The organism is Pandoraea sp. 64-18 (assembly GCF_001899225.1).
Lineage (GTDB): Bacteria > Pseudomonadota > Gammaproteobacteria > Burkholderiales > Burkholderiaceae > Pandoraea > Pandoraea cepalis.
In genome coordinates this window covers 66,004-81,143 of sequence record NZ_MKVU01000004.1, presented here as the reverse complement: position 1 = coordinate 81,143, position 15,140 = coordinate 66,004, and the positions used below count along the sequence as shown (strand labels likewise).

9 protein-coding genes and 2 riboswitches are annotated in these 15,140 nt (G+C 64.0%); of the genes, 7 read left to right on the top strand and 2 right to left on the bottom strand.

Annotated features, from left to right (window positions below; genetic code table 11):
• Positions 1–244: 244 nt before the first annotated feature.
• A complete protein-coding gene (locus BGP02_RS01115) occupies positions 245–2,350 on the bottom strand; it encodes a UvrD-helicase domain-containing protein (protein ID WP_017231709.1) in 2,106 nt (701 codons plus the stop codon).
• Between the two features lie 378 nt (positions 2,351–2,728).
• Here BGP02_RS01115 and BGP02_RS01110 point away from each other — a divergent pair, with 378 nt between their 5' ends.
• The 7 genes from BGP02_RS01110 (at position 2,729) to BGP02_RS01080 (ending at position 13,677) form a co-directional block, all read left to right on the top strand.
• Positions 2,729–3,433, top strand: a complete 705-nt coding sequence (locus BGP02_RS01110) for a hypothetical protein (RefSeq protein WP_261939584.1) — start codon at positions 2,729–2,731, stop codon at positions 3,431–3,433.
• A 151-nt stretch (positions 3,434–3,584) separates the two neighbouring features.
• Positions 3,585–3,681: riboswitch (glycine riboswitch) on the top strand.
• An 8-nt stretch (positions 3,682–3,689) separates the two neighbouring features.
• Positions 3,690–3,826, top strand: a riboswitch (glycine riboswitch).
• Between the two features lie 137 nt (positions 3,827–3,963).
• A complete protein-coding gene (gene gcvT, locus BGP02_RS01105; RefSeq protein ID WP_017233614.1) occupies positions 3,964–5,070 on the top strand; it encodes a glycine cleavage system aminomethyltransferase GcvT in 1,107 nt (368 codons plus the stop codon).
• Positions 5,071–5,147: 77 nt separating this feature from the next.
• Positions 5,148–5,531: a glycine cleavage system protein GcvH gene (gcvH, locus tag BGP02_RS01100; protein WP_150564425.1), complete on the top strand. Its 384-nt coding sequence runs from the start codon at positions 5,148–5,150 to the stop codon at positions 5,529–5,531.
• Positions 5,532–5,628: 97 nt separating this feature from the next.
• Positions 5,629–8,556 (top strand): aminomethyl-transferring glycine dehydrogenase, encoded by a 2,928-nt coding sequence (gene gcvP / locus BGP02_RS01095; protein ID WP_261939585.1) that lies wholly within the window; start codon positions 5,629–5,631, stop codon positions 8,554–8,556.
• 139 nt (positions 8,557–8,695) lie between these two features.
• Positions 8,696–10,105 carry an L-serine ammonia-lyase gene (locus tag BGP02_RS01090; RefSeq protein WP_017233612.1) on the top strand — a complete coding sequence of 470 codons (1,410 nt, stop codon included), beginning with the start codon at positions 8,696–8,698 and terminating at the stop codon, positions 10,103–10,105.
• A gap of 250 nt (positions 10,106–10,355) precedes the next feature.
• A complete protein-coding gene (locus BGP02_RS01085; RefSeq protein WP_261939586.1) occupies positions 10,356–11,978 on the top strand; it encodes a shufflon system plasmid conjugative transfer pilus tip adhesin PilV in 1,623 nt (540 codons plus the stop codon).
• Between the two features lie 283 nt (positions 11,979–12,261).
• Complete coding sequence (locus tag BGP02_RS01080; protein ID WP_017233610.1) at positions 12,262–13,677, top strand: alanine/glycine:cation symporter family protein; 1,416 nt, start codon at positions 12,262–12,264, stop codon at positions 13,675–13,677.
• A 196-nt stretch (positions 13,678–13,873) separates the two neighbouring features.
• On the opposite strand, the gene BGP02_RS01075 is transcribed toward BGP02_RS01080, so the two are convergent.
• Positions 13,874–15,016: a branched-chain amino acid ABC transporter substrate-binding protein gene (locus BGP02_RS01075; RefSeq protein WP_017233609.1), complete on the bottom strand. Its 1,143-nt coding sequence runs from the start codon at positions 15,014–15,016 to the stop codon at positions 13,874–13,876.
• Positions 15,017–15,140: the final 124 nt, after the last annotated feature.

Below are 15,140 nucleotides of genomic sequence, written 5' to 3'. Positions count from 1 at the left end.
CCTATGCGGAAACTGTTGGTTGCTGTTCTGCTTTGTTTGACCGGTCTGGTCGGGATGGTCGTGGCGTCGAGCCCGGCAGCCGCTTGCGATCAGACGTCTTCGGGTAGTGGCAAATAGCAGCAAGCATTGACTTTACGGTACGCCGTGCCGCCGCCGACAGCCCCGGTACGATGTCGCCGTTCCTCAAGCCAGCCCCCGCTCGCGGGGGCTATTCATAGGTAGGGCGTGGTCGGCGCGCGTCGAGTCAGGCGCCCGAGGAGGATGGGGTCTTGTTCGCCCCGCCCGCGAGCATGGCCTTGAGGCTGGCGAGCCGGTCCTTCGGCGACATGGGCGCGTCTTCGGGGGGCGGGGGCGGCGCTTCGTCGAGTTGCATCTCGGGCACGAAGCGCGAGACCTCGCACGAATAGGTTTCGCGTGCCCGCTTGCGCTTCTTGCACCATGACAGTTGCAGCGAGCGCTGCGCACGCGTGATGCCGACATACATCAACCGGCGCTCTTCCTCGATCTTTTCGGCGGTAACTTCTTCGTCCTCGCGAAGGTGCGGCAGGATGCCCTCTTCCACGCCGACGAGAAACACGTGGGGATACTCCAGCCCCTTCGAGGCGTGCAGCGTCGACAGGCGCACGGCGTCGGGATCGTCGCCGTCGCGGCCTTCGAGCATCGACATCAGCGCAATGGTCTGCGTGAGTTCCATCAGGCTCTTGCCGTCGTCGTCGAGGCCGTCGGCCTTGTCGAAGCCGGTGGGCTGCGCCTCGTCGCCCCGCGTGCCCTTGCGCTTCATCCATTCGAGGAATTCGAGAACGGTGGTCCAGCGCGATTGCGCCTGACGCTCGTCGAATGTGTCGTACAGATAGGCCTCGTAGTGAATCCCTTCCATCAGATCGTCGATGACTTCATTGGCCGGGTCGCGCGCCGCGCGCGCTGCAATGCGCTGGATGAAGTCGCAAAACGCACGCAGCGGTTCGAGCTGGCGCGGCGGCAGCCGCGCCTCGACCGCCCCCATGTAGACGGCCTCGAACAGCGACACCTTGGCCTGTCCCGCGAAGCTGCCGAGCACTTCGAGCGTGGTGCTGCCGACCCCCCGGCGCGGCGTGGTCACGGCGCGAATGAAGGCGGGATCGTCGTCGGGGTTTGCCAACAGCCGCAAGTACGCGCACAGATCCTTGATCTCCGCCTTGTCGAAAAACGACTGGCCGCCGGAGAGCACGTACGGAATGCGTTCGCGCCGCAGCACCTGCTCGAAGATACGCGCCTGATGGTTGCCGCGATAGAGAATGGCGTAGTCGCGAAACTCGGCGCGCCGCTCGAACTTGTGTGCCGACAAGCGAAATACGACCGACTCGGCTTCATGCTCTTCGTCGTTCATCGCCGTGACCGTGATCGGATCGCCCAGGCCGTGCTCACTCCACAGCTTCTTCTCGAAGAGTTTCGGATTCTTCGCGATGACGTTGTTCGCCGCCGTCAGAATGCGCGACGTCGAACGGTAATTCTGTTCCAGCTTGACGACCTTGAGCGTCGGGAAGTCGACCTGCAACTGCTTGAGGTTCTCCAGCGTGGCGCCGCGCCAGCCGTAGATCGCCTGATCGTCGTCGCCCACGGCGGTGAACGCCGCGCGTGGACCCGCGAGCAGCTTGAGCAGCAGGTATTGGCAGGTGTTGGTGTCCTGGTACTCGTCGATGAGCAGGTAGCGCAGCTTGTTCTGCCAACGCTCGCGCACTTCCTCGTCGCGTTCGAAGAGTTGGGCGGGTAGCCGGATCAGGTCGTCGAAGTCGACGGCCTGATAGGCCTGCAACGTGGCCATGTAATTGCGATAGACGAGGGCGGCCTGATGTTCGTCGGCGGTTTCGGCGGCGGCCAGCGCTGTCTCGGGGGTGACCAGTCCGTTCTTCCAGAGCGAGATGGCGGTCTGAACGCCGCGAATCATCGCCTTGTCGGTCGTGCCCAACTGCTCCTGAATCAGCCCGAAGCAGTCGTCGGCGTCGAGAATCGAGAACTGCGGCTTCAACCCGACGTTCGCCGCCTCGCGCCGCAGGATTTGCACGCCCAGCGAGTGGAACGTACAAATGGTGAGCTGGTTGACAGGCACCTTACGGCCTTCCTTGCCCGGCGTGGTCAGCAGCTTGCCTTCGAGCTGCTTGGCCACGCGCTCGCGCATTTCGGCGGCGGCCTTGTTCGTGAAGGTCACGGCGGCGATGTGCTTCGGCTCGAACCCCTTCGTCTCGATCAGCCAGGCGATCTTTTGCGTGATGACGCGCGTCTTGCCGCTGCCCGCCCCGGCCAGCACGAGACATGGGCCGTCGAAATAGCGCGTGGCTTCGTTCTGAGCGGGATTGAGCGGGAAGGAGGACATGGTGTGACGCGAAGGAGATGAAGACGGCGGCCGGCAAGGGTGCGCGCACGGCGAGGGCTGTGACGGCGATGCGCGGCCGCCCGCCGGGGCGATGCATCGGCAAGCGCCGGGCGGTGGGCAAGTCTATCATGCGAGCGCCACTCGGCTGTGCGCGCCCGACAGGCGTTGTGCGAACGCCAACTGTGGGGCGGGCGCGACGCCGGAGGCTGGCGTCGACGCAGACCGGATGCCTATAATGGGCAACGTTGCCATCGTGGTGAGGTCGCCGTGCAATGTCCAACCTGTGGGACGAACAATGCGCCGCGTGCGCGGCACTGTGCGCAGTGTGGCGCAAGACTCGCGCACGCCGAATCTTCCGGCTGGGTCACCGGCGCGCTCGTGTTCGGCACAGCGGTTTTCGCTGCCATCGCGCTGCTCGGCATCTGGTGGAATCTGCGCGCCCCCTACGTCGACCCGGTGCCCAAGTCATCCGACGCAATGACCGTCACCCCTTTCAACTCCGGTAACGAAGCACCGCCAGCCGTCGCGTCGGCCGCGCTGGCGGCTGCGGGTGCCGACCCTGCGTCAGGCGAGGCATCTGCCGCGTTGGCCCGGGCGCAGGCGTTGGCGGCGGTCGATGCGGCCGCGTCCGGTGCGGCGGCCGACGTCGCTTCGGCCAACCAGCCCGCGCCGCTCACCGCCTCGGCGGCCACCGCAGCGTTGACTGCCGCTGTCACGGCGCCCACATCGCCCCCGACCCGCAACAACGCGCCGGACGACATGATGCAACTGCTCAGCCGCCGCGCAGGGGCAGGTGCGGTCGGCAATACGGCGCGTCCGCCGGCCAATGTCGATCTTCCCGCGCATTTCGACAACAACGATATTGGCTCGATCGCCGCCGAAGCCCAGCCGGGCGCGGCACCGGTGGCATCACCGGCAGTGGCGCCGTCGACGGCCAGTGCCGTGGCCGCAGCGCTTGCGCAGTGCGACCGCTATCGCTGGTATGAGGTAATACCGAAGCAGCGCTGTGTGTGGACGGTGTGTAACGGACGCTGGGGCAAGAATGGCTGTCCGGCGGGCACGAATCCAGGCGAGTCACGCTGACCGGCGCACGCGCCCGGCGCGATCAAAAAAGCGCCCATTTCCCCGTGCGCGACGAAGGACTGGGAAAGCCCGTCCGACGGTGTTCAACGCCGATTGGCGCTCAGGTAATCCGCATCAAATTGACAGCCTTCGTCTTTCGCCGTAAAGTGCGCGAGCGTGGTCGGGAGAGCGCACCGGGAAGCACATGCCGGGGCCGCCGAAGGGGTAATACCCACAAACTCTCAGGCATCAAGGACCGTCCGCGCCGAAGGCATCGCCTTCGATCTCTGGAGAGCGGTTGCAGCGTGCGTGGCACGCGGACAACCCACCGAAGGGGCCGGCACGAGCGGCATGGCGCACAGCGCGCCGCACGCACCGGGCAATCTCTCAGGTACCAAGGACAGAGGGGTCATCTCGCCAACTGGCATTGCGCCGGGCTCGTGCACATGCACGCGCCGGACGCGGAAAGTGCCGGTCGTCGAGATGACCCCTTTTTGCATTGTCGGACGCCGTATTCCGACATGCCTGACCCTTGATGCCTTGATGCCCCGATGACCGAACTCAAACGCACTCCGCTCAACGATACGCACCGCGCCGCAGGCGCCCGCATGGTCGACTTCGGCGGCTGGGACATGCCCGTGAACTACGGCTCCCAGATCGAAGAGCACAACGCCGTGCGCACCGATGCCGGCATGTTCGACGTCTCGCACATGTGCGTGGTCGATCTGCATGGCCCGAGCTGCCGCGAATTCCTGCGCTACGCTGTCGCCAACAACGTCGACAAGCTGCAAACCCCGGGCAAGGCGCTCTACACCTGCATGCTCAACCCGAGCGGCGGCGTGATCGACGACCTCATCATCTATTTCATCGCCGAAGACTGGTTCCGCGTGGTGGTCAACGCCGGCACCGCCGACAAGGATCTCGCCTGGATCGGTCAGCTCAACGCGCACGGCGATTACAGCCTGACGATCATTCCGCGCCGCGATCTGTCGATCGTGGCGGTCCAGGGCCCGAACGCCCGCGCCAAGGTGTGGCAAGCGGTACCGGGCAGCCAGGCCGCGAGCGAAGCGCTCAAGCCGTTCAATGCCGCTTTCGCCAAGGACACGGCGTTCGGCGAGTTGATGATCGCGCGCACCGGCTATACCGGCGAAGACGGCTTCGAAGTGATCGTGAACGCCGATCACGTGGCCGCGCTGTGGAACGCGCTGGTCGCGGCGGGCGTGCGTCCGGCCGGGCTGGGCGCGCGCGACACGTTGCGTCTCGAAGCCGGCATGAACCTGTACGGCCAGGACATGGACGACGACGTGTCGCCGCTGGACGCCGGCCTGGGCTGGACCGTCGAGAAGGAAAGCGATCGCACGTTCGTCGGCAAGGACTCCCTGCTCTCGCGCGGCCAGACGTGGCGCTTCGCGGGCCTCGTGCTCGACGGCAAGGGCGGTGTGCTGCGCGCGCACCAGGTCGTGGTGACCGAGGCGGGCGACGGCGAAATCACCAGCGGCACGTTCAGTCCGAGCCTGCAGCAATCGATCGCGTTCGCCCGTTTGCCGAAGGGCGTGCCGGACGGCGCGACGGTCCAAGTGCAAATTCGTGACAAGCAATTGCCCGCACGTGTGGTCAAATTACCGTTCGTGCGTCACGGCAAGGCCGTGGTGGCCTGAGCAACACGGCGCCACGGTGCGGCGACACGAATTACCGATAACCGAATACCCCAAACACTGAATCCCGGAGCGTCAACATGGCGAATATCCCCGATAACCTGAAGTACACCGAGTCCGACGAATGGGCCCGCCTCGAAGCCGACGGCACCGTGACCGTGGGCATTACCGATTTCGCGCAGGAATCCCTGGGCGACATCGTGTTCGTCGAACTGCCTGACACCGGCCGCACCGTGGCGGCGGACGAAGCCTCGGCCGTGATCGAATCGGTCAAGGCAGCGGCCGACGTGCACTCGCCGGTCAGCGGCGAGATCCTCGAGACCAACACCGAAGTGTCCGGCTCGCCCGATCTGGTCAACACCGACGCTTACGGCAACTGGCTGTTCCGTCTGAAGCCGTCGAACACGGCCGAGCTGGACAAGCTGCTGGGCGCTGAACAATACGCCAAGAAAATCGGCGGCTGATGCCCCGGGCGGTGCCGCGAGACCTTCGGTTCGCGCGGCACCGTCCCGGCTGCCGCCCCCGCCGTCACTTGCCGTGATCGAACGAGAGATCTGACCCATGAATGCTTTGACTGACCTGCAAGCGCCGCGCCGCTCGCTCTCCGAGCTGGAGCAGCGCGACAACTTCTCCGCGCGCCACATCGGCCCGGACACCCCCGAACAACAGGCGATGCTCGCCGAGCTGGGCTACGCGTCGCGTGCCGCATTGATCGACGCCGTGGTCCCCGCGTCGATCCGTCGCGACGGCGCGCGCTTCGCCCAGTCGCTCGGCCCGTTCGCCGCCGCGCAAACCGAATCGCAGGCGCTGGCGCAACTGCGCGCGCTGGCCAGCCAGAACCAGGTGTTCAGGTCGTTCATCGGTCAGGGCTACGCCAACACGTTCACGCCGGGCGTGATCCTGCGCAACGTGCTGGAAAATCCGGCCTGGTACACGGCCTATACGCCGTATCAGCCGGAAATCTCGCAAGGCCGTCTCGAAGCGCTGCTCAACTATCAGCAGATGATCATCGACATGACGGGGCTGGCGATCGCCAACGCGTCGATGCTCGACGAAGCGACTGCCGCCGCCGAGGCGATGACGCTGGTCAAGCGTACCGGCAAGTCGAAGTCGAACACGTTCTTCGTCGCCGATGACGTGTTGCCGCAAACCATCGAAGTCGTGCAAACGCGCGCCAAGCCGCTGGGCTTCGAAGTGCAGGTCGGCCCGGTGGCCGCCGCGGCCGATGTCGATGCGTTCGGCGTGCTCGTGCAATACCCCGGCGTGGGCGGCGACGTGCGCGACTATCGCGCGCTGGCCGACGCGATCCACGCCAAGGGCGGCATGCTGATCGCCGCCGCCGATCTGCTCTCGCTCACGCTGCTCACGCCGCCGGGCGAGTGGGGCGCTGACGTCGCCGTTGGCAACAGCCAGCGCTTTGGCGTGCCGATGGGCTTTGGTGGCCCGCACGCCGCCTACCTGGCCACGCGCGACGAACTCAAGCGCTCGATGCCGGGCCGTCTGGTCGGCGTGTCGGTCGATTCGCAAGGCAAGCCGGCGCTGCGTCTGGCGCTGCAAACGCGCGAACAACACATCCGCCGCGAGAAGGCGACATCGAATATCTGTACTGCGCAGGCGCTGCTCGCCATCATGGCCAGCATGTACGCGGCGTACCACGGCCCGCAGGGGCTGCGCATCATCGCCGAGCGCACGCATCGTCTGACGGCCGTGCTGGCCGCCGGCCTCGCCGCACTGGGCGCCGCGCCGCGCAACGCCACGTTCTTCGACACGCTGACCGTGCCCGTGGCCGGCCGTGCCGATGCCGTGCACACGGTGGCCGCTGCACGCCGCTTCAATCTGCGTCGCGAAGACGCCGACACTGTCGGTATCTCGCTCGACGAGACGAGCACGCGCGACGACGTGATCGCCCTGTGGGAAGTGGTGGCCGAGGGCCTCGGCAAGAGCGCCGTCTCGCTGGACTTCGACGCCATCGAGGCCACCGTCTCGAACGGCTACCCGGTGGCACTGGCGCGCCAAAGCGCGTATCTCACGCACCCAGTGTTCAACCGCTACCACTCCGAACATGAAATGCTGCGCTATCTGCGCAGCCTGTCCGACAAGGATCTGGCGCTCGACCGCACGATGATCCCGCTGGGCTCGTGCACGATGAAGCTCAACGCCACCTCGGAAATGCTGCCGGTGACGTGGCCCGAATTCGGTCAGATTCACCCGTTCGCGCCGACGGAACAAACGGTCGGCTACCGCGCGATGATCGACCAGCTCGAACAGATGTTGGTGGCCGCGACTGGCTACGCCGCCGTCTCGCTGCAGCCGAACGCTGGCTCGCAGGGCGAGTACGCCGGTTTGCTCATCATTCAGGCGTATCACGCATCGCGCGGTGAAGCGCATCGCGACATCTGCCTGATTCCCGCGTCGGCGCACGGCACGAACCCGGCGTCGGCCCAGATGGCCGGCATGCAGGTCGTGGTGGTCGCTTGCGACGCCAACGGCAACGTCGATCTGGCCGATCTGCAGGCGAAGGCCGAGCAGCATCGCGACCGTCTTGCCGCGATCATGATGACGTACCCGTCCACGCACGGCGTGTTCGAAGCCGGCGCGCGCCAGATCTGCGAGATCGTGCATGCGAACGGCGGTCAGGTGTATGTCGACGGCGCGAACATGAACGCCATGGTCGGCCTGTGCGCACCGGGCGAATTCGGCGGCGACGTTTCGCACTTGAACCTGCACAAGACGTTCTGCATTCCGCACGGCGGCGGCGGCCCGGGCGTGGGTCCGGTCGCGGTGGGCGCGCATCTGGCGCAGTTCCTGCCGAACCAGCACTCGACGGGCTACTCGCGCGACGCCAACGGCATCGGTGCCGTGTCGGCCGCGCCGTATGGTTCCGCCTCGATTCTGCCGATCTCGTGGATGTACGTTGCCATGATGGGCGCGCAGGGCCTGACGGCCGCCACCGAGACGGCTATCCTGAACGCGAACTACGTCGCGAAGAAGCTCGCGCCGCACTACCCGGTGCTGTACAGCGGCCCGGCCGGGCTGATCGCGCACGAGTGCATTCTGGATCTGCGTCCGCTCAAGGACACCAGCGGCATCACGGTTGACGACGTGGCGAAGCGCCTGATGGACTTCGGCTTCCACGCCCCGACGATGAGCTTCCCGGTGCCGGGTACGCTGATGGTCGAGCCGACGGAATCGGAATCGAAGCACGAACTCGACCGCTTCATCGAGGCGATGATCGCGATTCGCGAGGAAATCCGTGCCGTGGAAGAGGGCCGTGCCGATCGCGAGGACAACCCGCTCAAGCACGCGCCGCACACGGCGGACGTGGTGACGGCGGACGAATGGCCGCACGCCTACGCCCGCAGTCAGGCGGCGTACCCGGTGAAGTCGCTGCGCGAGCGCAAGTACTGGCCGCCGGTCGGACGTGCTGATAACGTCTACGGCGACCGGAATCTGTTCTGCGCCTGCGTGCCGATGAGCGACTACGAATAAGCGTCGCGAAAGCTTGGCAATCAGGGGCTGGCAGACACGTTGCCGGCCCCTTTTTTGTCTTTATGGATGTCACGCGAATGCGCCGGATGGGTGGCATTCGTCGCGTCTCCGCTACGTTTCAGAACTTCAGGAAAGCCCCATGGCCGTTTCAGTTTTCGATTTGTTCAAGATCGGTATCGGACCGTCGAGTTCGCATACCGTGGGGCCGATGCGCGCGGCGCTGATGTTCGTGCAAGGTCTGGAGCGCGACGGCCTGCTGCCGCAGGTGGCGACGCTGCGTGCCGAGCTGTATGGTTCGCTCGGCGCCACGGGCAAGGGCCACGGCACCGACAAGGGGGTGCTGCTCGGCTTCATGGGCGAGGCGCCCGACACGGTCGATCCGGCGACGATTGCGGGGCGTTTGACCACGCTGCGTCAGGCGAAGGTGCTGTCGATTCTTGGCAAGCACGAGGTGCCGTTCGTCGAGAAGGAACACATGGTGTTCTACCGTCGCGAGGCGATGGCCGAGCATCCGAACGGCATGAAATTCCACGCGTTCGATGCCGAGGGCAACAAACTGCGCGAAGGGCGTTATCTGTCGGTCGGCGGCGGGTTCGTCGTGACGGCCGGCGCGTCGAACGCGCAGGTGCTCGCCGCGCACGACCAACTGCCGTATCCGTTCCGCACGGGCAAGGAACTGCTCGAGATGTGCCGCGCAAGCGGCAAGACCATCGCGGAACTGATGTGGGAGAACGAGAAGGTCTGGCACCACGGCGACGCGGCAACGGCGGAAGCGGATATTCGTCGCGGGTTGCTCAACATCTGGGATGTGATGCAGTCGTGCGTGACGCGCGGTTGCGGCATTGGGAACGACGATGCCGACGGCGAACTGCCGGGGCCGTTGCATGTGCGACGTCGCGCGCCGGAGTTGTATCGTCAGCTCACACAACGCGCCGAGCGTACGCTGTCCGATCCGCTGTCGGTGATGGACTGGGTGAACCTCTACGCAATTGCCGTCAATGAAGAGAACGCTGCGGGCGGCCGCGTGGTGACAGCGCCGACGAACGGCGCGGCGGGCATCATTCCGTCGGTGCTGCATTACTACGACCGCTTTGTGCACGGCGCGAACGAGCAGGGCGTGATCGACTTCCTGCTCACTGCCGGGGCCATCGGCATTCTGTACAAGCTCAACGCGTCGATTTCCGGGGCGGAAGTGGGATGCCAAGGTGAAGTCGGGGTGGCGTGTTCGATGGCTGCGGGGGCACTGGCTGCGGTACAGGGCGGCACGGTCGAGCAAGTGGAGAACGCGGCCGAGATCGGCATGGAGCACAACCTCGGCCTGACGTGCGACCCGGTCGGCGGGCTGGTGCAGATTCCGTGCATCGAGCGCAATGCGATGGCGTCCGTGAAGGCGGTGAATGCGGCGCGCATGGCGTTGCGCGGCGACGGTGCGCACTACGTGTCGCTCGACTCCGTCATCAAGACGATGCGCGAGACCGGTGCCGACATGAAGACCAAGTACAAGGAAACGGCACGCGGTGGTTTGGCGGTGAATATCGTGGAGTGCTGACACTTCTCTAAACGGTGCAGCGGATGGTCAACGAGCCGGGTTCAATGGGTAGGCATGAAGAAGGCAATGAGCCACGCGGCTTTTCTATTCCTGGTCGGCCCTTCCGGATTCGCACCTTCTGCCGGAATTTAACGGAAGAATCCCAAACACACTGCGAGTGACGTCGCAGACAATGCTCCATCTCAACGATCCCGCAATCGCTGACACGCGATGTCGCGCCTTTGCCGGACGATTCGAAAGGGGCATATCAATGCGAAGAAATCAGTCGGGGATCTTTCTCGTCTCCGCAGCGATCGCGATCACCATCGTGGGGATGCTGATTACGTTTTGGGGCGTGAATCAGATGCGGCAGATGCGGATCGAGCGGGCAGAGCGCGCCGGGCACGGGCTGAGGATCATTGGCAACGCGGCAGATACCATCGTCGCAAAGTACTACAAGGACATTGAATCGCTGCTGTCGACGCCTGGTAAAACTTTTGCGATCAAGGGCCATACGTTCACCCATGAGCCTGCTTCGTCGTCGTTCGATTATTCGTACATAGGTCGGCTGGACGCGGCAGCGCTGTTGGCGGTGTTGGATATTTCCGGGGTGGGAAGCAAGCCGCCGCATGGCCTGGGCGATTACGGTATCCGGATTTATCGGAAGTGCGATCGCGAGAAGCCACCGAACTGCCAGATCAATTCGCTGACGTATCTCACTGAACCGGCAAAGCGTGCTTATTCGTCGGAGCCGGATTACGCTTTCGCGGCGATTGTCGCGAAGACGGTCGGTGTCTTCGGTGGGACATCCACGATGGATAAGCCGCAGGAATTCCGATTTGTCGACGAGAGTATGAAGCCCATTCCCGATACTGTTCCGAATCCATTGGGAAAGCCGGGATTGGTCGCCATGCGGGGCGGTTACCTGACGCACAGTCTGGACGTCAATGTTCGACGCGACGGATCGCGCAACATTACGGGTGATCTGGACTTCGAGAACGGCAATTCGCATCAAAGCATCAAAGGGATCAAGAACATCGTCGGCGTGGGAAAGCTCAGCATGATGGAGCTTGAGATCGCGGGCCAGGCCACGATGAAAGGTCCACTGCATCTGAGTGACAAAGGCAAGAACCGGCAGGACATCGTCGGGGCGCGAAATATCGAAGGCGACGGCATGCTGACGATGAAAGGCCTTGAGGTGCAGGGCGCAACGGTGAAGGGTGACGCGACCATTCTCGGCAGCCTGGACGCGAAACGCGGGGCCACCGTCGGCGGTACGCTGAAAATGGAACGCCACAATATCGAGCGCGCGGGGCGGGTGACCGCACAGAGTCTTCAATCCGACTCGGGCGTCATCCGCCTGGATCGATCCAACCGGCAAAATGCGTCGTGCCAGGCTGGCGAAATTGGGAGAGACGCCGACGGCAAAATGCTCTCGTGCCAGAGCTCTGGTGGCAGTTGGACGTGGCAACTCGCTCGTACCACCGAGTACGTCACCAGGATCGTGCATAAAGAGGTCGAGCGAATCGTCGAGAAGGACAGGCCTATCGTCATGGCGACTTGGGATTACTACTACAACAGGTGCAACGATTATCGAATGTCGGGCGGATGGAAGACGGGATACTACGGAAAAATAGAGGGCGCGCTTTTTTGCAGCATTGTCGCGAAAGGTTGGTGTGACAGGAGTGCGTTCGGTTCAAACGAAAGGGCGACCGTCTATAACGCGGACAACAACGGGCGGCAAGTGACAACTGGCGGCACGCCATACGTCTTTTTTGGCAACACCTACGGCGTTATTGCCTGCGGGTTTTCCTCGGAACGTGATGCCAAGGCAGCTGGGTTCACCGTTTGCGATAGCCGGACCAATAACTGCCGTATGGCAAAGGACTTGTGAGCGCGAAAGTCACCGCGGCTTCGTACCCACTTTCGTGCCCGCTTTCGTGACTGTCACGCAACCGACACAAGCGCTTGTTAACCTACTTTTCGATGTCTCCTTGCCTTGTCTTTGAGCCGCGCGGCGTTTGCCGGGCGGCTTTTTTCTTGTCGCGCTGTTGCGTATAGGAATTGGCGGAAAGATTTGCCGGTTTCTATCGCGCAGGGTCAAACCTTGAGATTCTTCGTCGCTTGCCCCCTGGCATTGCGGGGCCAACAAGTGGTTGCGACAGGAGACACGTGACATGGAGAGCTGGCTCAAGCCGTTGGTCGATACCCTCGGCGGGGTGCTGTCGGGATACCCGCTTGTGATCACCTTGTTGGGGGCGGGGCTTTACTTCACCGTCCGATTCGGTGGAATCCAGGTCCGGGCGCTCTGGCACAGCATCTGTTTGCTGCGTACCTCCGGGAGTACCTCCGGCATCTCACCCTTTCAAGCGTTTGCCACCGGGCTGGCGAGCCGTGTCGGCACCGGCAATATCGCGGGTGTCGCCGTCGCGCTCACGATCGGCGGGCCGGGTGCCATCTTCTGGATGTGGATGACCGCTCTGCTCGGCATGGCGTCCGCCTTCGTCGAATCCACGCTGGCGCAAATCTTCAAGGTGCCGCGCCACGACAACACCTTTCGCGGCGGCCCGGCGTATTACATACAGATCGGCCTTGGGTCGCGCAAATTCGGTGTCCTGTTTGCGCTGGCGCTACTGTTCACCTTCGGGTTCGCGCTCAACTCCGTGCAGTCGCACTCGATTGCCGAGGCGCTGGAAGCGTCGTTCGGCTGGGAGCGGATCTGGATCGGCGTTGCGCTGGTGCTGATGACGGCACCGATCATCTACGGCGGCGTGCGACGCGTCGCACGCTTTGCGCAATGGATCGTGCCGGTCATGGCGCTCGCCTATGTCGGGCTGGCCATCTATGTTTGTGTCGTCAACCTCGATCAGATCCCCGGCATGATCGCGATGATCCTGCGGCACGCGTTCGGGCTTGAGCCGGCCGCCGGCGGTATCGCCGGATATGCCGTCAGCCAGGCCGTCATGATGGGCGTGAAGCGTGGCCTCTTCTCCAACGAAGCGGGCATGGGCAGCGCGCCCAATGCCGCCGCCGTGGCCACGACCAAACACCCGGTACAGCAAGGCCTGATGCAGATGCTCGGCGTGTTCTTCGACACCATCGTCGTGTGTTCGGCCACGGCGTTCATGATCCTGCTCTCGGGCGAGTTCATGCCGGGTGCCGCACCCGAAGGGGCCGTGCTCACCCAGCGCGCCCTGGCCGCTCACGTGGGAAATTGGGCGGTGATCTTCACCGGCATCACGGTGTTCTTCCTCGCTTACTCAAGCGTGCTCGGCAATTACGCCTATGCCGAGGTCAACATGGACTACCTGACGCAGCGTCTGTGGTTGCTCAACATTTTCCGCGCGCTGGTGCTGCTGGCCGTCATGCTGGGGTCGGTCGCCAGCCTGCCGTTGGTGTGGAGCTTCGCGGATGTCGGTACCGCGTTGATGGCGTTCATCAATCTGGTCGCCATCGGCTTGTTGATGAAGTACGCGTTGCTCGCGTGGCGCGACTATCAGGCCCAGCGCCGTGCGGGTGTCGCCGAGCCGGTTTTCACGCGCGACGCATTGCCGCCTGAGATGCGTGAGCGTTTGCCCAAGGATGTCTGGTGACGGGGGCGTGCCGTCGGTCATGGCGAAACGCCGTTGCGCGCTAACGCGGTGAAGCGGTATGGCGGGAAAGCCCTAACGCCCCAACGCTGTATCGCTGTAACGGCGTCATGCCACGGCGGCACACATCAAGCACAAGGGCCGGTGAGTCATCCTCACCGGCCCTCGTCGTTACCGCTATCGGCCCATCGCCAGGCGCTTACTTGCCGCCGATGGTCTCCAGCACGGTCCACTTGCCACCGACCACCTTGTAGAGCGTGATCGAACCGTACTTCAGATCGCCCGATTTGTCGTACGCCAGCTCACGCGTGGTCACGCCGGGCATGCTGGTCTTCGCGAGCGTCGGCAGGTACTTCGCCGGATCAGTCGAGTTGGCCTTCTTCATGGCCGACATCATGGCCATGGCACCATCGTAGGCGTACGGCGAGTACGTCTCCGGCGCGCTGCCGAACTTGGCCTTGTAGCGCGACTCGTACGCGGCGCCGCCGGGCATCTTGTCGAGCGGCAGGCCGGCGAGCGACACCACCGAGCCGTTGGCGGCGTCGCCAGCGATCTTCAGGAACGCGTCGGACTTGACCATTTCACCGGCCATCAGCGTGCTCTTCATGCCCAGTTCGCGCAATTGCTTGGCGAGCGGGCCAGCTTGTGCGTCGGCACCGCCATAGAAGATCATGTCCGGATTGGCGCGCTTGAGGTTAGTCAGGATGGCGCGGAAGTCCACGGCCTTGTCGTTGGCGAACTCGCGACGCACGATCTTGCCACCGGCGGCCTTCACCGCTTTCTCGAACTCGTCGGCCAAGCCCTGACCGTAAGCCGTGCGATCGTCAACGATGGCGATGTTCTTGAAGCCCAGCTTCTTGACGGCGAACGTACCGACGACCGACCCTTGCTGAATGTCTGAGGTCATCATGCGGAACGTCGTCTTGAAGCCCTGCTTCGTGTATTCCGGGGCCGTCGCCATGGCGATTTCCGGAATGCCTGCCTGCGCATAGATGCGCGAAGCGGGAATCGTCGTGCCGGAGTTGAAGTGGCCGAGCATGCCCTTGATGCCCGAATCGACCAGCTTCTGCGCGACCAGCGAACCCTGACGCGGGTCGGCCTGATCGTCTTCCGACTGCAACACGAACTTCACCGGCTTGCCTTCGATAGTCGGCTTCGTGGCGTTGTACTCGTCAATGGCGAGCTGGATGCCGTTCTGCATGTCTTTGCCGTAGTGCGCCTGGGCGCCCGTGAGCGGTGCGGCAAAACCCAGCTTCACTTCCTGCGCCTGTTGCGCGTTGGCCGTACCGAACGCGAGCAGTCCCGCGACGGCGACCGCGCTGAGCGTAAGCTTCGATTGCATCAACCCTCTCCTTGCATGTGTATGTCGTTGAGTGGCATGCCTGCGGGATCGCCGCGGCACGCCTTTCTTGGATCGCCGTCTGCACAAGGCCGGTCGGCCCGGGACGGCTTCAATCGCAATCAAA

Coding starts and splice junctions, on each gene's coding strand:
- BGP02_RS01115 (WP_017231709.1), bottom strand. CDS start 2,350: ATGTCCTCCTTCCCGCTCAATCCCGCTCAGAACGAAGCCACGCGCTAT.
- gcvT (WP_017233614.1), top strand. CDS start 3,964: ATGACCGAACTCAAACGCACTCCGCTCAACGATACGCACCGCGCCGCA.
- gcvH (WP_150564425.1), top strand. CDS start 5,148: ATGGCGAATATCCCCGATAACCTGAAGTACACCGAGTCCGACGAATGG.
- gcvP (WP_261939585.1), top strand. CDS start 5,629: ATGAATGCTTTGACTGACCTGCAAGCGCCGCGCCGCTCGCTCTCCGAG.
- BGP02_RS01090 (WP_017233612.1), top strand. CDS start 8,696: ATGGCCGTTTCAGTTTTCGATTTGTTCAAGATCGGTATCGGACCGTCG.
- BGP02_RS01085 (WP_261939586.1), top strand. CDS start 10,356: ATGCGAAGAAATCAGTCGGGGATCTTTCTCGTCTCCGCAGCGATCGCG.
- BGP02_RS01080 (WP_017233610.1), top strand. CDS start 12,262: ATGGAGAGCTGGCTCAAGCCGTTGGTCGATACCCTCGGCGGGGTGCTG.
- BGP02_RS01075 (WP_017233609.1), bottom strand. CDS start 15,016: ATGCAATCGAAGCTTACGCTCAGCGCGGTCGCCGTCGCGGGACTGCTC.